Origin of the sequence: Paenibacillus apis, from assembly GCF_018333295.1 — a bacterium.
Classification (GTDB): Bacteria; Bacillota; Bacilli; order Paenibacillales; family Paenibacillaceae; genus Fontibacillus; species Fontibacillus antibioticophila.
This window is the reverse complement of sequence record NZ_BORS01000015.1, coordinates 90,160-113,834: the sequence shown is the minus strand read 5'-3', so window position 1 is coordinate 113,834 and position 23,675 is coordinate 90,160. Positions and strand designations below refer to the sequence as shown.

The 23,675-nt window shown below is 50.9% G+C and carries 18 protein-coding genes and 1 pseudogene; 15 read left to right on the top strand and 4 right to left on the bottom strand.

Translation table 11 applies throughout. The features are described from left to right. The first annotated feature begins 301 nt into the window (after positions 1-301). The 10 genes from KI362_RS19960 to KI362_RS19915 all read left to right on the top strand — a co-directional run bounded on the left by KI362_RS19960 (position 302) and on the right by KI362_RS19915 (position 13,055). Positions 302-1,486 carry a glycerate kinase gene (locus KI362_RS19960; protein WP_301629794.1) on the top strand — a complete coding sequence of 395 codons (1,185 nt, stop codon included), beginning with the start codon at positions 302-304 and terminating at the stop codon, positions 1,484-1,486. Between the two features lie 42 nt (positions 1,487-1,528). Continuing rightward, positions 1,529-2,896, top strand: coding sequence for a glucarate dehydratase (gene gudD, locus KI362_RS19955; protein WP_374705687.1), 1,368 nt, complete (start codon positions 1,529-1,531; stop codon positions 2,894-2,896). A 43-nt stretch (positions 2,897-2,939) separates the two neighbouring features. Next, positions 2,940-3,878 (top strand): 2-hydroxy-3-oxopropionate reductase, encoded by a 939-nt coding sequence (gene garR, locus KI362_RS19950; RefSeq protein ID WP_212937910.1) that lies wholly within the window; start codon positions 2,940-2,942, stop codon positions 3,876-3,878. An 18-nt stretch (positions 3,879-3,896) separates the two neighbouring features. Continuing rightward, entirely contained in the window at positions 3,897-4,787 is an 891-nt protein-coding gene (locus KI362_RS19945) for a dihydrodipicolinate synthase family protein (RefSeq protein ID WP_301629790.1), read from the top strand. Between the two features lie 113 nt (positions 4,788-4,900). Further along, entirely contained in the window at positions 4,901-6,049 is a 1,149-nt protein-coding gene (locus tag KI362_RS19940; protein WP_301629788.1) for a CdaR family transcriptional regulator, read from the top strand. A 310-nt stretch (positions 6,050-6,359) separates the two neighbouring features. Continuing rightward, positions 6,360-7,787: an extracellular solute-binding protein gene (locus KI362_RS19935; RefSeq protein ID WP_301629786.1), complete on the top strand. Its 1,428-nt coding sequence runs from the start codon at positions 6,360-6,362 to the stop codon at positions 7,785-7,787. Positions 7,788-7,806: 19 nt separating this feature from the next. Next, entirely contained in the window at positions 7,807-8,724 is a 918-nt protein-coding gene (locus tag KI362_RS19930; protein ID WP_044481349.1) for a carbohydrate ABC transporter permease, read from the top strand. Positions 8,725-8,794: 70 nt separating this feature from the next. Next, positions 8,795-9,637: a carbohydrate ABC transporter permease gene (locus KI362_RS19925; protein ID WP_212937906.1), complete on the top strand. Its 843-nt coding sequence runs from the start codon at positions 8,795-8,797 to the stop codon at positions 9,635-9,637. A 36-nt stretch (positions 9,638-9,673) separates the two neighbouring features. Then, positions 9,674-9,925, top strand: a complete 252-nt coding sequence (locus KI362_RS19920; protein ID WP_044481346.1) for a NifU family protein — start codon at positions 9,674-9,676, stop codon at positions 9,923-9,925. A 16-nt stretch (positions 9,926-9,941) separates the two neighbouring features. After that, positions 9,942-13,055, top strand: a complete 3,114-nt coding sequence (locus KI362_RS19915) for an alpha-mannosidase (RefSeq protein WP_301629781.1) — start codon at positions 9,942-9,944, stop codon at positions 13,053-13,055. A 159-nt stretch (positions 13,056-13,214) separates the two neighbouring features. Here the strand turns inward: KI362_RS19915 and KI362_RS19910 are convergent, their stop codons facing one another. Then, positions 13,215-17,204, bottom strand: coding sequence for a carbohydrate-binding protein (locus KI362_RS19910; protein ID WP_374705689.1), 3,990 nt, complete (start codon positions 17,202-17,204; stop codon positions 13,215-13,217). 293 nt (positions 17,205-17,497) lie between these two features. Here KI362_RS19910 and hprK point away from each other — a divergent pair, with 293 nt between their 5' ends. The 4 genes from hprK (at position 17,498) to sfsA (ending at position 21,395) form a co-directional block, all read left to right on the top strand. Beyond that, positions 17,498-18,412 (top strand): HPr(Ser) kinase/phosphatase, encoded by a 915-nt coding sequence (hprK, locus tag KI362_RS19905; protein ID WP_044481336.1) that lies wholly within the window; start codon positions 17,498-17,500, stop codon positions 18,410-18,412. 139 nt (positions 18,413-18,551) lie between these two features. Continuing rightward, positions 18,552-19,163, top strand: coding sequence for a hypothetical protein (locus tag KI362_RS19900; protein ID WP_301629777.1), 612 nt, complete (start codon positions 18,552-18,554; stop codon positions 19,161-19,163). 218 nt (positions 19,164-19,381) lie between these two features. Further along, entirely contained in the window at positions 19,382-20,551 is a 1,170-nt protein-coding gene (locus KI362_RS19895) for an oxalate decarboxylase family bicupin (RefSeq protein ID WP_301629775.1), read from the top strand. 139 nt (positions 20,552-20,690) lie between these two features. Next, positions 20,691-21,395: a DNA/RNA nuclease SfsA gene (sfsA, locus tag KI362_RS19890; protein ID WP_301629773.1), complete on the top strand. Its 705-nt coding sequence runs from the start codon at positions 20,691-20,693 to the stop codon at positions 21,393-21,395. Positions 21,396-21,841: 446 nt separating this feature from the next. On the opposite strand, the gene KI362_RS19885 is transcribed toward sfsA, so the two are convergent. From KI362_RS19885 to KI362_RS19875, 3 genes and pseudogenes are all read right to left on the bottom strand, one after another. After that, on the bottom strand, positions 21,842-22,225 hold the full coding sequence (locus tag KI362_RS19885; protein WP_301629771.1) for a type II toxin-antitoxin system PemK/MazF family toxin: 384 nt from the start codon (positions 22,223-22,225) through the stop codon (positions 21,842-21,844). Continuing rightward, complete coding sequence (locus KI362_RS19880) at positions 22,225-22,551, bottom strand: AbrB/MazE/SpoVT family DNA-binding domain-containing protein (RefSeq protein ID WP_301629769.1); 327 nt, start codon at positions 22,549-22,551, stop codon at positions 22,225-22,227. Before KI362_RS19880 ends, KI362_RS19885 begins: the two co-directional genes overlap by 1 nt. Before the next feature lie 199 nt (positions 22,552-22,750). Next, positions 22,751-23,084 (bottom strand): annotated as a pseudogene (locus KI362_RS19875) (transposase); the annotation flags it as partial. 369 nt (positions 23,085-23,453) lie between these two features. On the opposite strand from KI362_RS19875, the gene KI362_RS19870 reads away from it, so the two are divergent. Then, positions 23,454-23,612 (top strand): hypothetical protein, encoded by a 159-nt coding sequence (locus KI362_RS19870; RefSeq protein ID WP_301629765.1) that lies wholly within the window; start codon positions 23,454-23,456, stop codon positions 23,610-23,612. The last annotated feature ends 63 nt before the right edge of the window (positions 23,613-23,675 follow it).

Sequence of the window (23,675 nt, the reverse complement as noted above, 5' to 3'; positions counted from 1 at the left end):
ATTTTTGAACGTAAAATGCTCCCAACATTGTGGATGGGTAACAATGTCCGGCAGCAGCCGGAAGTGTATAGTTAAGCCATAGAGGTTATTCAAATCGTCATCTTTTGATTACGAAGCTTGTGCAGGAGTGAGAATTCGACGTTCTTCTTGTCGGGTTCCGGCGGTTACCATTAGCTTCAGTGCCTAACAAGAAGAGGCCGTTATGTCTGCACTATATATGAAAGCGCAATCAGAAAATTTCACGTCAAGAAAATAGTGCAGGCTGTTTTTCAGGTAAAGAGCATCGGTGGGAGTGATAGAATTGAAGATTTTAGTCGTGCCCGACTCTTATAAAGGGAGTCTCAGCTCCAAAGAAGTGGCTGAGTGCATGGAGCAAGGCATATTGGAGGTGCTGCCCGAAGCGCAGGTGTGCAAAATTCCAATCGCCGATGGTGGGGAAGGAACTGTCGATGCCATCCTTAGCGTAACTCGCGGGGAGGCAAGACAATTAGAGGTGGTTGGTCCGCAGGGCGGGACCGTGACCGCTGTATACGGCATTTTTGATGAAGGACGCTCCGCTGTGATCGAAATGGCCTCGGCCTCGGGCCTAATGCTGGTGCCGCCGGATCAGCTGAATCCGATGACTGCCACGACTTATGGAACGGGACAGGTGATTAAGGAGGTGCTGGAGTCAGGCGTTCGAAAGCTTGTGGTCGGTATAGGTGGAAGTGCTACGAACGATGGCGGTGTGGGCATGGCTCAAGCATTGGGCGTACGGTTCCTCGATGCTTCGGGAGAAGAGATCGGCTATGGCGGCAGAGAACTCCATCGGATTTGCACGATTGACACAAGCAGGCTTCATCCTGCCATTGCAGAATGTGAAATCACGATTGCCAGTGATGTCACAAATCCACTGTGCGGACCTGACGGGGCTTCCCATATTTTTGGCCCGCAAAAAGGGGCGACACCCGAGATGATCCTTAAGCTGGATGAGGGACTCAAGCATCTTGCAGCGGTGATTCAGGAGCAGCTTGGCATCGACATTGCAAATGCGGCAGGCGCCGGGGCTGCCGGGGGGCTCGGGGCAGGCTTGATGGCTTTCTTGAATGCCAAGATGGCCCGAGGGATCGATATTGTGCTGGAAGCGGCACACTTTGATGAAGAGGTTCGCGATGCGGACCTGGTCTTTACGGGAGAAGGGCGGACAGATGCCCAGACCGTATTCGGCAAGACACCGGCCGGAGTGGCGAAGATTTCGAAGAAATACAACAAGCCGGTCGTCTGTATCTCCGGGGGGGTTACCGCAGATGCTTTCGAGATTTACAGCATTGGCATTGATGTCATTGTCGGCGCGACACAGGTGCCGATGTCACTGGAGGAAGCGATCGGGAAGGCACCGGCCAACATCCGTCACGCCGCCTCGTCCGTATTGCGGTCTATTCTGATTCCTGAGAAGTATGGATTCGGAAGTCATTCGAAGCTGCACAATGTCGAAGCGAACGGCTAAGGTCCATTTATTTTACGAACATAAATTACGGAGGCTCTAACCATGATGAATCAGACAACATTACAGGACCCGTCGGCATACACCGGGACACCTGTTATTACGAATATGAAGGTGATCCCGGTAGCCGGACGGGATAGCATGCTTCTGAATCTCAGCGGTGCGCATGGTCCCTATTTCACACGCAATATCGTGATTCTGGAGGACAGCTCAGGCAGAACCGGCGTTGGCGAGGTGCCGGGCGGAGAGAATATCCGCAAGACGCTTGAGGATGCCCGCACCTTGGTGATCGGACAATCCATCGGGATGTACAACGGCATTCTGAACCGGATGCGCATTGCCTTTGCGGATCGTGATTCGGGTGGACGCGGACTGCAAACCTTTGATCTGCGTATTGCCATTCATGCTGTCACCGCGGTGGAAGCAGCGTTGCTGGATCTGCTCGGACAATATCTGGGCGTTCCTGTAGCCGCATTGCTGGGCGAAGGCCAGCAGCGTAAAAAAGTAGAAATGCTAGGCTATCTGTTCTATATCGGGGATCGCAACAAGACGGATCTCCCGTATGCCCCTGCGCCGGATTCAGACGATGCCTGGTACCGCATCCGCCGTGAGGAAGCGATGACCCCGGAAGCTATTGTGCGTCTGGCGGAAGCGGCCTATGAGAAATACGGCTTCAATGACTTCAAGCTTAAAGGCGGCGTGCTTCGCGGAGAAGAGGAGATCGAGGCCGTAACCGCGCTTGCCGAGCGCTTCCCGCAAGCACGAATCACGCTGGATCCTAACGGGGGATGGCTCTTGAAGGATGCAGTACGTCTGTGCCGGGACAAGCATCATGTTCTGGCCTATGCCGAAGACCCTTGCGGAGCGGAGGACGGATTTTCCGGGCGCGAGATTATGGCGGAGTTCAAGAAACAAACAGGCTTGCCGACAGCTACGAACATGATCGCTACCGATTGGCGGCAAATGGGGCATACAATCGCGTTGCAATCGGTGGATATTCCGCTGGCAGACCCGCACTTCTGGACGATGCAAGGCTCTGTTCGTGTAGCGCAGCTCTGTCATGAGTGGGGATTAACCTGGGGGTCCCATTCCAATAACCATTTTGATATTTCGTTGGCGATGTTTACGCATGTTGCTGCGGCGGCGCCCGGTAATATTACAGCGATCGATACTCACTGGATCTGGCAGGAAGGTGAAGACCGGCTAACGAAAGAACCGCTGCAAATTGTCGAAGGCATGGTAGAGGTTCCTGAAAAGCCGGGGTTGGGGATTGAGCTGGATATGGAACAGGTGATGAAAGCCCACCAACTGTATCTGAACATGGGACTGGGTTCCCGTGACGATGCGGTGGGAATGCAATATCTGATTCCGGGCTGGGCATTCGATAACAAGCGCCCTTGCATGGTGCGTTAAGAGGCTGAAGAAAGCCGGCTTTTTGGACACGCACGTTAAGAGAATGTCTTCGTACTCTAAGCTGCTTCAAACAAAAATAGAGGAGGAAATATACATGAAAAAGGTTGGATTTATTGGTCTTGGAATTATGGGAAAGCCGATGAGCTTGAACTTGATCAAAGCGGGCTACAGCTTGGTGGTGATGGATCGGAATCCGGTGGTTCTGGAGGAGCTTCAAAAAGCGGGAGCCGCTGTCGCTAACACACCTGCAGAGGTGGCAAGACAGGCAGAGGTTATTATTACGATGCTGCCGAACTCCCCTCATGTGCAAGAGGTTGTGCTCGGTGAGAACGGGGTAGCGGAAGGCGCAAAAGCCGGAACGGTAGTTATTGATATGAGCTCGATCGCTCCGCTAGTGAGCCGGGAGATCGCTGTCGCGCTGGAACAACGCGGGATTGCTTTCCTTGACGCCCCGGTCAGCGGCGGAGAGCCAAAGGCGATTGACGGCACTATGTCCGTCATGGTCGGTGGAGACAAGCAGCTGTTCGACGAGCATTATCATCTTCTGAAAGCTATGGCGGGCTCGGTTGTTCATACCGGAGACGTTGGCGCAGGGAACATTACCAAGTTGGCGAATCAGGTCGTCGTAGCCTTGAATATTGCGGCCTTGTCCGAAGCTCTGGTGTTGGCTAACAAAGCGGGTGTACAGCCTGAACTGGTATTTGAAGCCATCCGCGGCGGTCTGGCGGGTAGTACGGTAATGGAAGCTAAAGCGCCTATGATGCTGGACCGTAAGATTGATCCGGGCTTCCGTATTGACTTGCATATCAAGGATTTGACCAATGCGCTGGATACTTCACACGGCATTGGCGTACCGCTTCCGCTTACTGCGGCTGTCCTGGAAATGATGCATGCCCTAAAAGTGGATGGCTTGGGAACCGCGGACCACAGCGCGCTTATTCGCTATTATGAGAAGCTGGCACAGACAGAAGTCCAACGTTAATCGGTAAGGAGTGACCTGATGGATACTACATTTATTCGAGGCGTCGTTCCCCCGATTGTAACCCCGGTTGATGAGAACGAACGGCTGGACGAACAAAGCTTCCGTCGCATTGTGGATCATGTCATTGATGGCGGGGTTCATGGCATCCTGGCGTTGGGCAGTAACGGAGAATTCTTCGGACTGGATCCGGAGGATCTCGGGCGGGTCGTTGCCGTCGCGGTAGAGCAAAGTGCGGGGAGAGTGCCGGTCTATGCAGGCATCGCCTCCATTACGACCAGAGAAGGGATCAAGCAAGCCCGTCTTTATGAGGAACTGGGGGCACAAGCCATTTCTATCCTGCCGCCGATGTTTCTGACACCTACTGAGAATGAGCTGTATCACCATTTCAAGAAAATTGCGGAATCAACCCGTCTGCCGGTTCTGCTCTATAACAATCCCGACAAGGTCGGCAATAACATCTCGGCAGGGCTGCTTGAGCGACTGACTGAAATCCCGAATATCGTCGGTATGAAGGATAGCAGCGGCGATCAGACCTTAACGGCTGAGTTCATCCGGCGTACGAGACACCAGGATTTCAAGGTGCTTGCGGGTAGAGATATTATGATCCTGAGCACACTGGTCTACGGTGGAGCAGGCTGTGTAGCTTCTACGGCCAATGTCGTGCCGCGGCTGGTTGTAGAAATTTACGATAAATTCATGGCCGGAGATATTCCGGGCGCGTTGGAGGCACAGTACAAGCTGGCTCCGCTGCGAACGGCATGGAATTTGGGAAGCTTCCCGGTAGCGACGAAGGATGCTGTGAACCTCATTGGCCTGCAGGCTGGAAAGCCCATTCTTCCCAATACCTGTTGCTCCGAAGAAAACCTGGAAAAGCTCAAGAAAATACTTCAGGATATGGGAGAAATTTAAGCTGAATTGTAAACTGAAAATCTGGTATCCTTGTATAAAATTCTGCGCTATGATAAGCGAAGGCGACCGGCTATGTGATCTGTAGCCGGTTATTTTGTCAGGGGGAATGCTCGATGAAAATTACTGCCGAGCTGGCATTGCCGATTGCAAGTCAACTGATGTCTGTTATGGATTTCAACATTAACATCATGGATGAGCAGGGAATCATTGTTGCCAGTGGTCAAGCAGGACGGATAGGACAACAGCATGAAGGCGCACTGCAGGTGCTTGCATCACGGACGCAGCAGATTATTCGTGAAGAGGACAGCCACAACTTGCCGGGCTCCAAGCCTGGGGTCAACCTACCCATTGAATTTCAGGACAATATCGTGGGTGTAGTAGGGATCACAGGGGATCCGGCGGAGGTTTACAAATTCGGCACCATCATCAAAATGAACGTAGAAATTTTGCTGGAGCAAATTCATATGAACAAGCAGCTTCATTTTCGCAAAATGGCGTTGGAAGGCTTCATTATGGAGCTGATCGCTCCGCATGAGCTGAGGGAGAAGAAGCTGAAGATGACGGCGCGTTCGCTTCAAATTGATCTTAGCGTAGAACGGATCATCATGGTCGTGGAGATCGAGGAGATGAAGTGGTCGGAGGAGCTGTCAGGAGGAGATTCGCTGCAGCGAATCAATGATCGGAAAGAGCAATTTTCAAATGGGTTGAAAACGCTTATAAGCTTTCATTCCTTCTATGCCTATATTGAGGACGGTTCATTTTTCATCGCATTACCTGCGGAGGAGCAGCTGCATAAGCCAGTCTATGCCAAGGTGGAGCAATACCTGAAGAAGTATGGCTACCATTACTACATCGGCGTTGGACAAGCACGCTCAGGGCTTGCTGGGTATAAGGCCTCCTACAATGAAGCGCGCAACTGTATCCGCTTGAGCAAACGGTTCGAACGGGAGCCTCGGGCTAGCAGTATTGAGGAGTGGGGAATCGTCCCTTATCTGGATACAATCCCGCAGCACATGCAGAAGGAATTTATGCAGCAGTACAAATGGTCGGGCCAACTGAACGAGGACTACAAGCAGACACTGCGAACCTTCATGGATTGCGATCTCGACGTGAAGGAGACGGCAGCGATCCTTCATGTGCATCGAAACACGCTATTTTACAGGCTGGACAAGATTTCTCAGCTGCTGCAAATGGATTACCGGAAATTTAATGATCTGATCAAAATCAAACTGCTGCTGACCTTCGAGCAATTACAGAAATAGAAACAAAAATCAGGCTTGTGCTGCAGTACAATTTTCCCGCTAAAAATGCCCTTGATTTTGGATGGGCAAACGATGTGGGGGCAAGAGCCCGGTGATATATTTGAACTATCGGGGGGCACGCTTATCAACCGAGGCACTCGATGGCACTCTCACCAAGGCACATGAAGGCGTTAAGGAGAATGCGCACCAGGACACAGCCAACTTGAGCCTCCTTTTTGCCAGTGCTTATAGATAAGCTTGAAAGTGCTTTCACTCCGGCGGGGGTTATGCTAGCGTCCCATATTATTACAACGAAAACGGAGGGACTACTTTGAAAAAGACATTCTCATACGCACTTGCAGCAGTGATGACACTAACCTTGCTGCTGAGCGGATGCGGGTCCAGCAACAAGGACAACGCGGCTCAAAACAATTCGCCGGCCAATACTTCGGGCAGCGGAGCGAATGCAAGCAACGAAGACATTATCAAGAAGCATCCTGGCGGACAAATGATCATCAGCCCGCAATTGATCGGTTATCAGGAGGCCGAAATCGAAATAACCTGGCAGCCGAACCCGAGCCAATCCTTGGAAGCGACTTCACCGGCACGGGTAGACTACTTGACGAAGAAAATGAAGGCTTGGATCGAAGAGCATCCAAATGTAAAAATCAAGCCGATCAGCACAAGCAATAATTCGACAGATAACATGGCGAAGCTGCAGCTCAAGCTTGCAGAAGGGACCGCTCCGGATGTGGCTGCAGTCGACTCCTTCATGATGCCGTCCGTTGCCGAATATGCACAGCCTTTGAACGATGCGATGGCTGCTAAAGGCATCTCGATCGACGACTACTTCCCGTTCATGCTCAGCACCATGCAGCCTGACGGAGAAGGCGGAGACATCCTAAGTGACTGGTACACAACTGATGTCCGGGCTCTTTATTACAGAAAAGACCTGATTTCTGCGCCTCCAGCAACGGTGGACGAATTGATCAGCACTGCGAAGAAACTGCAAGAAGATAATCCTGGGATGACCGGACTTATTTATGTCGCTGGGCGCAACGAGGGCGCTGTCAACAATCACCTCGGCATTTACTGGAGCCAAGGCTTCCCGTTGTTGAATGATGATAACAGCATTGCATTCCAGGATGGAGAAGCCAAGACGGCAATGCTGAATTTCCTCTCTTTCTTCGAGAACACCGTGAAGGAAGGCGTAACACCGCAACGCGTAGTAGAGTTCGACAAGGAATCCAATATGTTCGGTGATTTGACTACCGACAAGTATGGCATGTTTATTGCTTCCAGCTCCGCAGTTCCTCAAATCAAGGAAATTGTCGGTGCGGATACCTTTGAAAAGAAGTGGGGCATTGCTGAATTGCCAGTCATTCATGCCGGAGATACCGCCAGCTCTTCCGCAGGCGGATGGACAAACGTCGTGTTCGCAACGGACAAGCAAAAGGCTGAACTGGCTGCAGACTTCGTACTTAGTCTGTATTCCGATGATGCGGCTGCAGGCGAATGGTGTGAGATCGGAGGCTTCCTCCCGACCAGACGTTCTGTTTATGACAACACTCCTGCGTTTGCAGAAGATGCCTATGCCAAGCAATTTGCATCCTACCTGGATCAGGCGCAAAGTCGTCCGCCGGTATCTGAATATACTGCGCTCTCCAGTGAGCTGCAAGTCGCTATCGGAGAAATTGTTACGGGTACTTCAACTGCCGAGAAAGCTTTAGAGAACATTATAAAAAAAGTAGGCAAGTAATTTTCAGGGAGTGAAACGCATGCTTCAAACCGCACCGAATCCTAAAAAGGGAGTTGTAAGCCGTCTGGCTCAGGGGCCGGTCTACTGGATTGCTCCACTGATCCTTGTCCTGTTGGTCACCTTCGTGTATCCGACCTTTGAAGTCATACGCTACAGCTTCACCGATGCATCGCTGACAGGAAAGGATTATTCCTATACGTTCAGCTCATTTATCAATATTCTCAGTGACAGCCAAGTCTATCAAACGTTGTGGACAACCTTTGTCTTCGTCTTCTTCAGCGTCGTCGGTCAGACGGTTTTGGGGCTTGCGATTGCACTTGCTATCGTGAAGGGGGAGGAGCTCAAGCTTCGCGGAACTGTCTTCGTACGGGTAGTTACGCTGCTTGCTTGGGCCATCCCGGGCGTTATTATCGGGGTCATCTGGAAGATCTTCTTGAATGAATCCGAATCAGGTATTCTGACCTCGATGCTGCATGCCGTTGGCATCACCAATGTAACTTTCTTGACCTCTGCTGGTTCGGCGCTGGTCTGCACGATCATCGCCAACATCTGGAGAGGTACTGCCCAGAGTATGATTTTGTCTTACTCCGGTTTAAAGACGATCTCCAGAGATGTTCTGGAAGCAGCGGATATCGATGGGGCCTCTTCCTGGCAGCGTCTGATACATGTTACGCTTCCATCGATCAGTTCGGTCCTTTCCATCAATGTCATTCTCAACATCATCAACACCTTCAATACCTTTGATATGGTGATGTCGCTGACTTCCGGCGGTCCCGGCAACTCTACAGAGGTTCTGGCGCTCACTGCCTACAACCAAATTTTCGTTCATATGAATTTGGGCTCGGGCTCGGCATACGCTACGATTCTTCTGTTGATCAACGGATTGATGGCGGCTCTCTACTTCTGGTTCCTGAGACGCAGCGGCGAGGACGCATAATAATTATCCGTGACGCATGTATCCGGGAGGTCCTCCCGGATACATGCGGTCTATGTTAGGAGACTGCATAATGATAAGCAAAAGCGCAAAAATAAGAGCCTCCATTGGCTTATACCTGGTGTATATTTTGATTTCTTTGTTCTTTCTACTGCCCTTTTTGTGGCTGGTATCCCTGTCCTTCAAGACGGTGCCGGAGCTATTCCAGTCGCCGCCGAAGCTGTTGCCGAATCAATTCAATTTCGACAACTACAGATACGTTCTATGGAAGACAGATATTTTCGGTTACTTGAAAAACTCGCTAATTATTGTTCTGGTAACGGTCATCGGCAGCTTGATCTTCTGTCTGCCTGCAGCCTATGCCTTCTCCAGATTTAACTTTAAAGGCAAAAAAATGACGATGCTGGCCATCTTGTTCTTCCAGATGATCTCACCTCTGATCGTCGTAATTCCGCTCTACAAATACTTGAGTCGTCTCGGTATGCTGAACAATTACGGCAGCTTGATCTTCGTCTACATTGCTGTTGTGCTTCCTTTTGCGGTATGGTCCATCAAAGGATACATCGACACGGTACCTAAAGAACTGGATGAAGCCGCGGCAATCGATGGCTGTAACAAGTTCCAGACGATGTGTATGGCCGTTCTTCCTCTGGTCGTTCCAGGGATCGTCTCGGTCGTCATTCTGGTGGTAGTCAAGAGCTGGGCCCAATTTATCGTGCCGTTCATCTTGTTGAACGACTCTACATTGTACCCGATTTCGGTAGGTCTGGTTAACCTTCAATCCACAGCGGATTCCATTACTACGCACTACTTGGCGGCCGCTGCTGTCATCGGTATTTTCCCGACCTTGCTTATTTTCGTCATTCTGCAAAGATTCATCGTGTCCGCTATGACGGCAGGTGCGGTCAAGGGTTAACGAATACAGGTTTCAACATCATGAGGAGGGTTGGATATGGAGCTTGCTAGACAGATAGAAGACATTATTATGAATGAAATCCGTCCTATGACCCGTGTGGACGGCGGAGATATTGTATTTGAAGGATTCGAAGATAACACGATTATTCTGGGTGCTCACGGGGATTGCGCAGCATGTCAATGCTGTGATCCTGAGTTGAACCATTGGATCAAGGAACGGGTATCCAAGCGTTTTGGCACAGAATTCAAAGTAAAGATCAACAAACATATTCCTTACTACGCAAGATAGAACGGAGGATACGAGAGTGGCACACATCGCGGTAGAACGCAGAAGCGTCAGCATGCAAAAATGGTCCAAGCTTGTATTTGAGCAGATCGACCAACGTATTTTTAAAGAAATGTACCCTTTGGACAACTGGCTGGTGCGCAACGGCCGTTATGAACCGGATGCTTATGTATGGGAGGATGACTTCCATCCGATTCAGGAAGGGGATAAGTGGGGCGGACCGGATATCACTTGTATGTTCAAGTGTGATTTCACGATTCCCAAGGAGCTGGAAGGTAAGAAGGTCTACCTCTATATGTACACAGCAACAGAGGTGATTATCTCTGATAACGGCCGCTATGTAGATGGATTGGACCCGAACCGCAGCTGGTGTGCCTTTATAGACAATGCCAAGGCCGGGGAGCAGCATCAGATGATTCTGGAATGCTACACCCGCTCCAAACCGGATGATGACCGAGGTACCGCCCGCAACCTGAAGGGCTGTATTCAGACATTCAAGCGTCCCTGCCTGGTTGTCATTGACGATGTCATGCTTGGCTTGAAATATGACCTGGATATGCTGTATCAAAGTGCTTATGCCGATTATATGGAAGAGGGCGCAAAAGCGTACTATACGAGCCATGTAGAAAAGATCCTCAAGCTGTTCCCGTTCTTCGAAAGCGACGATGATGAGGAGTTCAGACAAGCAGCTCCAGCGATTCGGGAATACATTCAACGAAATGTATTTGAACCGAGCGGCCGCTTCGGCAAGAACGGCAAGCTGGCTTGTGTGGCCCATTCCCACCTGGATCTGGCTTACCATTGGACGATGGGACAGACGATTCAGAAGAACGCCCGGACGGTTCTGATTCAGCTTCGCCTGATGGACCGTTATCCGGAGTTCAAATACTCCCATACTCAGGCCTGGGCCTATGAGATGCTGCAAAAGTATTATCCGCCGCTATTTGAAGAGGTGAAACGCCGTGTAGCGGAAGGACGCTGGGAGATCGTCGGCGCCATGTATGTGGAGCCGGATTGCAACTTGGTCAACGCGGAGAGCCTGGCACGGCAAATCATGTATGGCAAGCAGTACTTCTTGAAGGAGTTCGGCGTGGATGTCGATATCGCCTGGCTTCCGGATGTATTCGGCAACAGCCCCATTATGCCGCAAATTTTGAAGCAGGGCGGCGTTGATTACTTTGTCTCCAACAAAATGTCTACCTGGAACGATACGAATACCTTCCCGCATAACAACTTCCTCTGGAAGGGGCTGGACGGTTCCATCGTCAATGCTTGCGTACCTCCCGTGCATTTCAATAGCTGGATGGACCCCAATCAGCTGATCGGCAGCTGGGAAGCGTTCCAGGACAAGTCGTACTGCGATGAGTCCTTGCAAATGTTCGGCTACGGTGACGGCGGCAGCGGGATCACCAATGAAATGATGGAATACTACTATCGTGAGCAGCAAATGGGCGGCATTCCGCAAATGCGCCTGACCACCGGCAAGGAATATCTGCATGGCGTGTTCGCGGATACCTCCGAGTTCCCGGAATGGGACGGCGATTTATATCTGGAGATGCACCGCGGAACCTTTACGACCAAGGGGGAACTGAAACGCTTCAACCGCAAGGGTGAGTTCCTGGCCCAGCAGACAGAGGCGACCGCGGCGATTGCGGCGCTGTTGGCTAACCGCGTCATCGTGACCCAAGAAGAAATCTCGGTACCTTGGAAGAAGCTGTTGTTCAACCAGTTCCACGACATTCTTCCAGGCAGCCATACCCATCCGGTAGGCATCGATGCCGTTCGTACTTATGAAGAGATGAATGCCGAGTTCCATAATCTGAATGTCAAAGCAATGGATACCTTTACGGCAGCCCAGGAAGGCAGCTTCGTTGCGGTAAATGCCTTCTCCGGCAAGCAAACCTTGTCTGTCTTCGACGAGCCGGTAACCGCACCGTCCATCGTGGACAAGAACAACCGGATCTATCCGGTTCAGAAGCAAGTGACGCCTGACGGCGATGAAAGATATTGCACCGAGCTGGAGCTGGATGGATTCAGTCTGGGCGAGTTCAGAGCCTCCAATGTTGTTATGGAGAAGCCGGCAGGCCTTCGAGTGTCGACCTCGAGCCTGGAGAATGCATTCGTATCCGTTCATCTGGATGCGGAAGGCAACATCGTGCAGATGATCGATAAGGTTCGCAGACAGCAGGTCAATGCTCCTGGAGAGCTGCTTAACCAGTGGCAATTGTTCGAGGATTGCCCAGGGATTTACAACGCTTGGGACATCGTAAAAACCTACAAAAATCATCAGCTTAACTTTGACGGATGGACCAATATTACCGTCGTGGAGGATGGCCCGATTTCCGTAGCGATTCGCATGGAGAAATCCTTCAGCAACAGCCGTGCGGTTCAGGTTGTCCGCCTGCATGCCAACAGCCCTCGCGTCGATTTCGAGACCTGGGTCGACTGGCATGAGAAGGAGAGACTGCTGAAGGTAGCCTTCCCGGTTAATGTCAAAGCCAGAACGTACACCACCGATACTTCGGCAGGGGTCATGGAGCGCATGAATAATAAGAACACCACCTGGGAGCAGGCTCGCTTTGAAGTGCCTTGTCATAAGTGGGTTGATCTGTCCGAGGGCATGTTCGGGGTGTCCATTCTGAATGATTGCAAATACGGCTGCGACGTCGAGGAGAACGTGATTCGGCTTAGCTTGCTGAAGGCCCCGATCCGTCCTGACCGGACAAGCGATCAGGGAACGCACTACTTCACGTACTCCATCTATCCGCACGGACCAAGCGGTATCGCGGAAGGCTTGGTAGAAAGTGCATACCAACTGAACCAGCCTGCACCGGTATATGTCGGACGGAAGTTGGCTGTGGAGGAACGGGCGGTGCTGAAGAACTCCTCCTCCGCCCTAAAGGTACAAGCCTTCAAGCTCGCAGAGGATGGCAGCAATGATGTGGTTCTTCGCTTGACCGAAGTTTACGGCTCGCACGGAACCGCCAAGATTCAACTGCCATTTGCAATTAAATCGGCCACGGCGTGTGATTTGATGGAGAGCCCGGGAGAAGCGGTGCCTTTCGCACTGGATACCCTTGAGCTAGCCTATGCGCCGAATCAGATTATCAGTGTGCGGATAAAGCAGAAGTAGTAAAAGCTTGTATTAACTGAACAGGATCATCAGTTTGGAACAAATAGAAGAAGCACCAAGGAGACCCTGGTATCAGCAAGGTCTCCTTGGTGTTTTTCTCTCTCCCAATTCACTGTAAATGGAAGGAGATGCCGGGATTGCATCACTCTTATTCAGCCGTCACCAGTTATTGCCCGATCCTCGAATTACGGTGAAGCCGGGGCTTTTGTTCTCCCCGTAGATGGCGGCTACGCCAGGATTATGAATGATTACATTCGAAAAGCTTGCCGATCCGACAACCGGACCTTGTCCGTCCTCTGCCTTGGCAACCAGCTTGATGCCGTAACGGGGAGGATTATTGATCGTGATGTTCTCCAGGCGAATGTTCTGCATCTGTACATTTTCCGGAGATTTGGATTGGAACATAATTCCGAAGTAGACCGGCTGATTAATATCTACGTTTTTGATCAGGATATTTTTGAAATCCCGGTCTCCACCATGCAGCCAGATAGCGCCGAAGTTTTGATATTCATTGATTTTGTCATCGGCCCCCACACTGGTCCAGAAGTCTCCTCCGGTTCTGTCCAAGGTTACGCCGTCGATAACCGTATCCTGATCGCCGAAGCCCAGTGTGTTATAGCCGAAGCTCAAGCTGCTGACCGTCAAGCCCGGATAGGTGAGGGTATCGGCGCCATATAGATTCTGAAACAGATTGTCCTTCCCGCCATAGATGGCGAAGGCGGCAGCCCGACGAACATTCACAGCGGTCAAGTTGGTGTATTTGTTACCTACGTTGTAGGATCCGCCTGCGTCAATTGCACTGAACAGGGCAAAGGCATCGTCGCCTGTCCCGCGGGCATAGTTATTATCGATAATATTATAGGAAGAACCGTTAGTCATATTGATTCCGTCGGCAAATACGTTCTTGATCCGGTTATTCTTGAATGTATTGTGGGAGGAGTTCACACCCCAATACAGACAGATGAAGTGCTCCGCCCAAATATTCTCGATGGTGACGTTTTGCATTCCGTTGCCATCTATGAATTTTCCGGGGCCATCCTGGCGATATACGTAATTGCCCCAGGCGGACAAGTCTTTAATCGTGGAGCCATTAGCCTGAGAGCTGATATTGAAGCCGATATCCGTGTTGGTCTGATTCTGGGGAGCGACCAGCTTGGTATGCCATGGGCCAGCTCCAATGATCTCGGTTGCCCGCCCGTACAGATAGATTTTGGACGTCAAAGTCCACTCTCCGGCAGGAATGAAGATCCCCTTCTTGGAAGGATCCTGCCGGAACTCATTAAGAGCCTGTTCAATCGATTTGGTACTGGAAACCTCAACATACTTGCTCGGATCAGGGTTAGAGGCAGGAGGAGCCACGTTCTCCGTCTCAATCATGTCCACATAGATCCAAGGCGCATCTCCGGCATCCTTTTGAATTTTAATTTTGGTTCCGGCTGGGTAAACCTGGTCCAGCATAAGCTGGGCATCTTCATAGAGCCAGTATGCCTTAGAGCCGGAATTGTCGTAACCCAGACGCCCTAAGGTCGAAGGGGTAGCATATACGTAGGAGAACTTGGAGGTCACGGTGAAATTGCCCTTATCCACGCCATCGGCATAAATACTGATCGTTCCTGTCGTATTTTCATCGACCGCATTCCGCAGGACGAAGGCATTCGCTGGCGAGGTTAATGTGAATTCCACATATTCTCCCGTCGCATCCAGGTAGACAGCAGAACGACCGGAGGCTTCACCGGCAAAATCGCCCGGCGTAAAGTTCGGAGCCAGCTTTGTCCCATTGGTACTGTTCCCCGGGGCTTCGGCCTCCAGGATCGTAAACGGCATATTTGCTCCCCGGCCGGAATACAGGCTGGATGTGCCGACATTGTTGGATTGCTTGGCAGGCACCTCATTCGCATCTGTTGCGACGGTGACCGTCACCGTGTAGCTGCCGTTGACAGCTGTCCATGTTCCTACTGTTAAGTTCGCCGATGCTCCTGCAGCGAGTGAACCGTTGTATGAACCGTTGAAGGTCTGGACGGTGGAGCCTGCAGCATTTTTCAACACTAATGTAACCCCATGAGCGCCGTCTGCCGAGGCAATCGTTCCCTGGTTCTTGAGATTGACGGTGAAGGTTACCGTGTTGCCTGCGCTAGGATTGCTTGGCGTCCAGGATACCGTGCCAATCAGGTCGGAGCTTTGCACCTGACCTACTACCAACTGGGTAGGATGCGTGTAGTTGTTGTTTGCATTATTCGTTTCAATGACCGTATTGCTCTCGTCCACCTTGGCGGTGACGCTGTAAGAGCCAGCCTCCTTAACCCCAATATTCGCGGAGACATTGGCTGAGGCACCGGGCGCAAGCGCACCGACAGGGGCTGTTCCGGCCAACGTGCTGCCGAGGTAGAAGTTTACGCTCGTTGCGGGAGAAGCTGCATCTCCGATATTTTGTACGGTTGCGCTAAGCGTAATGTCCTGACTCTCGTTCGGAGATCCGGGCGACCAGGTCATGCCTGTTACCGTCAGGTCCGGATTCGGGGCCGCCGTACCAAGGATTTGGAACTCGGCGATTTGTCCGCCCGGCGCTCCTGAGTTCGCTGTAATGCGCAACTGCAAGCTGCTTGCGATCGCGTTAACGGGAATCGTTACCGTATTTTGCGAAGCCGGGTTAAACGTATAAGAAGCTGCGGAGACCAGGTTGGTGAAGGTTGCGGAATTCTGGTCGTGTCCCAGCACTTGAATCGTCTGCGTACGCGTTGCCCATGCGCTGGCAGGGTTCAGCTTGAGTACGACAGATGTGACGTTGGCGTTGGCGCCAAGGTCTACAGTGAGCGTACTCGGGTGGGCGCCGCCCTCCCAATACGTATTCACATCGTTATCGTTAGCATTGGCGGCTACAAAGGTGAAGGCGGAAGAGGAGGCCGAGATCGCCTTGCCGATGGCCAGGTTTGTCTCATTGCCGCCGCTCGAGCCGTTCCGCGTCACGGAATTGCTTGGGGCGGATGCGTTGCCCGCGGCATCCTTGGCAATGACGTGATATGTCACGGTCAAGCTTGCGGGCTGGCTGTCTGTATAGGTCAGAGTCGATCCGTTGACACTGCCCCGAAGCTGGTTGTTGGCATAAATGTCGTACCCGCTCACGCCAACATTGTCGGTGGAGGCATTCCAGGTGAGCCGGATCGTACCCGAGCTAGGTTGCGTAAGGGCCAAATTGGCCGGCGCTGTAGGGGCTTGGGTATCGGATGCGTTGCCCGGTGCAAATTGGAGCCAGTTCAAATTGAAATCATATCCGCTGGCGAAGACGCGTAGCGTCTGCGCTCCTGCGTTGAGCGTTACGGTTGCAGATACGGTCTGCCAATTCTGCCATCCGCCGGTGTTCGGTACCTCTGTGGTAGCCAATGTGGTTCCACCGGACTGAAGCTGGATTTCACCGGTGGCAGAGTTGCTGGCTACCCGGTATTCTACGGTATAGGTACCGGCGCTTTGCACGTTCACACTATAGTCCAGCCAGTCGCCGGCGTGAATCCACCCTACGTTCAGACCGCCTCCGGTGTCCGATGCAGGTTCAGTTTGAATCCCGTTCATCCCGCTGTAGCTCTCCGCTTCAATTTTCCCCGGAATCGGAGAAGGCCCGGGTTGAGCGGCAGCGCCGTAGATTTCGACTTCGGACAGCTGAGCTGCCGGCCAGCCGGTATTGGCGGTGACATGGATTCGCACATAACGTGCGGCGGTTGCCGGGAAGTCAACCGTCACTGTGTTTCCAAGGCTTGGATCAAAGGTATAGTTGGCTGAAGCCTTGAGCTCAGAGAAGCCGGTTCCCGTTGTGCTTCCCTGCACGGATAGGGTTTGTGTACGGCTCTCCCATCCTTCAGGCAGCTTCAGGACAACCTGATCGACAGAAGCTGTGTTGCCGAGGTCAACCTGTACCCATTGCGGGAAGGCGTTGTTGGTGCTCTCCCAATACGTGCCTGCATTTCCGTCCGCTGCATTCGTTGCGACATACACATCGGCATGCCCGGATGCGGATACAGCTTTGCCTGCGGCCAGATTGGGTCCTTCCGCCGCACGGGCGGAGTCCGTCCAGCCAACAGAGGTCAGGAATGTTCCGGCGAATAAGGCTACAATGCACACCCAAGCGACAAATCGTTTTTGGCTGTTCACGAATTCGATTCTCCCTTCAGAGTAAAATTCCTTCGAGATTCTGCCATCCTGTGCATTTGGTTACAATGTAAGCGGTACCAAAAAAAGAAATAATTGCCTCCTTCCGCTATTAATATAATAAGGAGATTACAAGAAGATCATAAATTAGGATCGATTTACAAATAAAGGAGTGATTCTATCGAAATGATGCGCAGGACTATGGAATGAAGGAAAATCCCTATCGTTCGTGGAATATATCGAAAACTGCCGATTTGCATATCGGAGCGTATTTAAAGTACGCTTAGTTTCAGGAGGGGAGCCCAATGAAGTCGATTACGGTTCAAAAACTTAAGGATACTTTTCAATTGGAAGTGCTGGCGGGAGCGGACCGCATGGACCGCATGATTACCCGTCCTCGGACGCATAGACCGGGCTTGGAGTTCGTCGGGTATTTTGATTTCTTCCCGATGGAACGCATCCAGATTCTCGGTCGCAAGGAAATTAACTACTTACTGACATTAAGCGTGGAAGAACGCAAGCTGCATATCGGCAACATCGTCAAGTACCATCCGCCGTGCTTCATCGTGACGTCAGGCCAACAGGAGATTCCGTACTTGACCCTGTTCTGCGATCAAGAGGGAATCCCGCTGCTTAGAACGCAGGAGACGACCAACGAATTCATCGCCAAGCTGGATCGCTTCTTGCTGAAGACGCTGGCTCCGGAAATTTCAATTCACGGCGTATGCGTGAATGTATCGGGCATCGGCGTCCTGCTTCGGGGCAAGTCAGGCATCGGCAAGAGCGAGACGGCCCATACGCTGATCCGGCGGGGGCACCGGTTCGTGGCCGATGATATCGTAGTCCTGAAGAAGCTGGGTCCAGCGACGCTGCTTGGAACCCATAACGAGACCACGCGCGAATTTCTGGCGCTGCGCAGCATCGGGCTGATCAATGTGGTCCGCCAATACGGGCGCAAGGCCTTTCAGGACGAGACGCGCATCGTGCTCGACATTGAACTGGCTCCTTGGCAGGAGAACTCCCTGAACAATGAACTGGAAGTCGTTCCACAGTTCACGGAATATCTTGGCGTGAAGATCCCGCACATTGAAGTCCAGCTTCAGCCGGGGCGAGATGTGGCGGGACTGATCGAGGCCGCCGCCAACAACTGGTACCTCAAGCAATTGGGCTATAGCGCGGCGGAAGAGTTCATGCAGCGTATCGAGAACGAAATGCAGTGATGAAATCCCTAATGCCCTGCCGGCTGGGGCAGATCCCTTATCGTAGACATCGAAGATGGATGAGACGATAGGGGATTTCTTACATAGGGCGATGTGACGATTGCATATTTGGGGCGAATGCTCGGGAGGTTGAGTAAGTATGATTAAATCTAAAGCGCTCGTTTTCTTCATGATTTCGCTTCTTAGCGTACTGCTTATTTCGAGCGGTTGTAGTTCTAATAAGCAGCCTGCTCAAGAAAGTTCCTCCTTTGAAGGAGACCTGGGCCAACTTTTAGAAAAGACGAGTAAGGATGGAGCCTTCATTTTCGAAGGACTGCCTTGGTTAGTAGCCAAGCAGGAAATCATCGGCCAACAGAAAGAGGATGCTATTCAGTCTGAGGAGACGGATAGAATTCTTGTTGAAGGGGGCCTCTCCTTGGATACCAAGGTAAAGCAAACGGTCATTTATAATTTTCAAGACGATCAATTAGTGTCAGGTGAGTATCTGTTTATTACCTCTGACGATCAATATTTTGCTGAAATGGGCAAAGAACTGAAAGCTCTTTTTACTGAGGGGTTTTCTGAGCCTCTAACAATGAACTTAGCGGTATTGGATCAAGCTGATGCCTCCTCACGGCAGGAAGAACATATTATCTGGGAAGGTTCGGACCGCAGCAGCCTGCGTTTGAACCTGTTAACGACTGAACAAGGCGATTTTTTGCTGCAAATTCATGTAACATCGCCTCAGCCTGAGCGGGAAGGATTACAGTAAAGATACCAACATGTCTGGAAAAGACGCTGCTCGGAACGTCCTAAAAAACCGCGCGCGAATTTCTGACACTGCGCAGCATTGGGCTGATCAATCTGGTCCGCCAACCGGATACTGCTCTAAGAGGGACAAAGTTCCAAATCCTGAGTCTGTTCATAACTTATATTAGGCATTTACCTAGTGACGAGTACAAAGTGGATAGAACGAGGGGTGTATATAATTTGAAAAACGAAACCCGGAATGGAGATATACCACAACCGATTAGAAATGATGGTGCCGGTTGGTGGGATCTAGGACCGCGGGATGTCATGCGAGACCTTGAGAACCCTGATATGCTGGTTCCGCCTGTCACCGATGCAGGATCACTTCCGAACCTGAAGTTTTCTTTCTCCGATACCCATATGCAGTTGAATCACGGTGGTTGGTCACGGGAAGTGACAGTTAGACAGCTTCCGATCGCGACCACGATTGCCGGGGTGAATATGGCTCTGACTCCAGGCGGCGTACGAGAGTTACATTGGCATCAGCAAGCGGAATGGGCGATTATGCTTGTGGGGCGAGCGCGCATTACATCAGTTGATCAGAACGGGAGGAACTTCATTGCAGACGTAGGCGTAGGCGACTTGTGGTACTTCCCGCCGGGAATTCCACATTCCATTCAAGGGCTGGAAGGAGGCTGCGAGTTTTTGCTTGTCTTTCCTGACGGCAGCTTCTCTGACCTCAATACTTTAGCTATCTCTGATTGGTTCGCACATACGCCAAAGGACGTACTGGCGGTGAACTTTGGTGTCCCAACAAGCGCCTTTGCCCATATCCCGAACCATCAGTTATATATTTTTCAATCCCATGTTCCCGGTCCGCTTGAAAGTCAGCAGGTGCCTGATCCATACGGCTTCGTACCGAAAACCTTCACACATCGACTGCTCGCCCAAGAGCCGATTGTAACTCCGGGAGGGAGTACGGTGCGTATAGTCGATTCTGCCAACTTTCCTATTTCCACTCAAATTGCCGCATCGTTGTTGGAAATTAAACCTGGCGCAATGAGAGAGATGCATTGGCATCCTAATCAGGACGAATGGCAATATTATATCTCCGGTACAGCGCGCATGACGGTTATGGCACCTAATGGTACGGCTCGTACCTTCGATTATCGTGCTGGGGATGTAGGATATGTGCCGCGGGCCTTCGGACACTACATCCAAAACACCGGGAAGCAAAGCGTGTGGGCTTTGGAGATGTTTGCGAGTGACCGTTTTGAGGACATTTCACTGAATCAGTGGATGGCGCTCACACCTCACCAACTTGTACAACAGAACCTAAATGCAGGACCAGAACTAATGAACGCATTGCGAAAGGAAAAGCAATTTATAGTACAGGGTTCGATAGGTTAACCATGCAAAATGCTGTCACTACCTGAGGGGCAGCATTTCTTATTTGCTCTTGTTAGTAACAATAGGAAACCGATCACTATACGGAAAGTGCGGGACACCGTCCGTCTCGGCTGTATCGGAGAAATTGGGAGGGAATCCGTTGAAGTACAGGAATTTGGTGCAAGGCCTTTTGGAGCGAAAAGTGAACCGCTTCATCGCAGAGGTCTTTGTCCATGGGGTCAAGGAACAGGTGCATATTAAAAATACCGGCAGACTGACCGAGCTGCTGCAGCCAGGTGCGGAGGTTCTGTTGGAGCCCGGTGATCAGCCGGGAAGGAAGACCCGCTTCTCGCTTGTAGCGGCAGCCAAGAGCGGGGAATGGGTGAATATCGACTCCCAGGCACCGAATAAGCTTGCTTATGAGGCAATTGCCGCAGGACGGCTGAAAGAGTTCGGGGCGGTCTCTGCCCTGAAGCGAGAGGTTACCTTTGGCGGCTCGCGGTTTGATCTCTATGTGGAGGCTGATGGGCAAGCGGGGTTCATCGAAGTGAAGGGGGTCACGTTGGAGAAGGATGGGGTGGCCCTATTCCCGGACGCGCCAACCGCGCGGGGAACGAAGCATGTACTGGAGATGATTCAGGCTGTACAGGCGGGATATCTTGGCACAATTCTGTTTGTGGTACAGATGAAGGGCTGCCGCGGATTTGCCCCGTATCGGGAAATGGATCCAGCCTTTTCCGAGGCGCTGGAGCAGGCAGCACTTAAAGGAGTGCAAATTCTAGCTTACGACTCGTATATGGAAGGCGAGCATTTTATATTCGGCCGTCCGGTCCCCGTGCAGCTTTATCCCTTGTCATCGGCTTAATGTTTGGGCTGCAGCAGCTTGGCAATGCCGCCAATCAGCAGCCCCCATACCGCATTGGTGGTGAAGACGCTGACCAAGGCGAGCGGATTCGTCAGGGGACCTTGCAGTTTTCCGTCGAGCAGAGGAGATACGATACCGCTAACCAGTATGGCGAATAAGGCATAGCATAGACCGGCGCCGACCAGAACGGTGACCGGCGAGGATACTTTTTACTTATGACGATCTCTTGAAGAAGCGATGAAATCGATTTTCAGCATTTGTCCAACCGTATATAGACATGAGAGGATTGCATGAGGAGCTTTTGCAGTAGAACGGAGTTTACGCTGGAATGTACCAGAATCAGTTTGTGCAGGGCAACCCTGCATGATCTGCAACAAGAAAAAGGCCTCTACAGTCTTTACGCTGTAGAGGTGCCTTGTTTACATGGCTATGTATTGCCTTCATCACTAGGCTAAAATAGCTCTGACGTAGGTTACTACCGTCCTGTAAAAGTCTGAATCCGGATCAACTTGACCTATTACACTAGCGTTTCGTGCGTTTAGATCCAATGGCTTCGCATGATCGGTTAAAGCTACACCCTCTAACATGGTATAACTATTGTGTACTTTTGATCCATCAATATCAATTCCAACTGGGACAGGCACCTCGAATGCATATCCTTTTACCTGACTGGTGATCGGAACAATAAAGGCCAAGTCTGATATTAATGGATCGATGAATCCATCTGATATAACGAGTGCGGGGCGGTATCCGGCTTGTTCGTGTCCTGCTTTGGGATAGAGATTAAGCCAAATAATGCTCCCGCGAACAACCTTGCCCGTAACAGTCATTAAATGCTTTCATCTCCCATCGGTTCATAAAGTTCCTCATGACTGCGTACTCCCGATTTAGACGATCCACGCAAAGAAAGAAACAGCTTTCTTAAAGAATCTTGATCATTCGCTTCCGGATAAGCTGCTACTGGACGTAAGACAACCTCTCCATCATCGGAAATATGAAAGCCTATCTCTACACCTTCCGTGAACTTTGCCATCTTGATAACCTCCGAAGGAATGCGAAGTGCAAGACTATTCCCCCAGCTTCTGACTGTACTCTTTGCAATAGGCTCAGTAGCTACCGTCACCTCAACCATTCCCTTACTGTTTTTATAATTCAATAGTATCACGCCTTCTCATTAGTGAGGGTGTCCCAAAAGTACACTTTGGAACATTCCTACCAACAAAATAGGATGATATTCAAAAAGAAACCAAGAGGTTAAGCGGTCTATCTTCGCTTATCTCTTTGATTTTTATCGTCTATGGCTGCTTTCTTAAGCAGATTGTGAGCAAGGGGAAACAGATCCTTGCGGAACACTCGACCCCCTTCCTCCAAACAAATGTATATCGGTTGGCATTCGCTTTAATCTTCGTGCCATCCACAAAGTAATGCTCGAGCTGGATGTATTTCTCTTCAAGGCAGAAACTGATGAACAACGGTAAACACCGTCTCCAATACGGTTTTCATTCGCTCAGAGCGAAAACGGTTGGTGGTGCGGAAATCGGGTCTTTGTCTGCCTGCAATCCACATGAACATAATGTCTCGTCCACCTCCAGGGGAAGCTACGTCAAAGATGGCGTCGTCGAGACGATTGACGGCAGTGTCTACTACGCGAACGAGGTGATTTGCGGGAATGTCTTCTTCTAAATCCATTGTGATGCTTGACTCCTCTTATCAGACTCCTCTTTGGGTGCAACCGATTCTCTGATTAGCCATCTGCTGCCCGCTGCCGGACATTTTAATCTCTAACGGATATTCTAGACTCTTAGCGGACTTGTTCTCATGATTCGAAGGGGTAATGGACATTTCGGGCGCTTAGGACGCTCAAACAACTCTGGTTCACTCGATTCTACTCTCTTAGCAGCCAAAATGTCCGTTACAATTCTGGCTCATCCAAAGGCGGACCGTAAGGAGATATAATGTCCGTTGGACCCTCATTTAAAACTGTTGGGACTGAATGTTGAAGGTAATATATAGTAGATAGAAAGGAGACGGAGCGTAAATTTGTTTAGGAGGTTTTTTATGAAGAACACAAAATACATGATTGCGGCGGTAGTTATCATTTTATTAGGTATTTCATTATTCATCGTTTATGAAGATTCAAAGAAAACCACATTTAATGAAGCTGTTCTCAAGAATCTAAATGTAAAGACGACGATTTGGAATCACCCTCTACGATAATAGCTATATAAGTATTTATAAATATACCGACAACCAATCAAACTCAACATCTTCATATAAGAT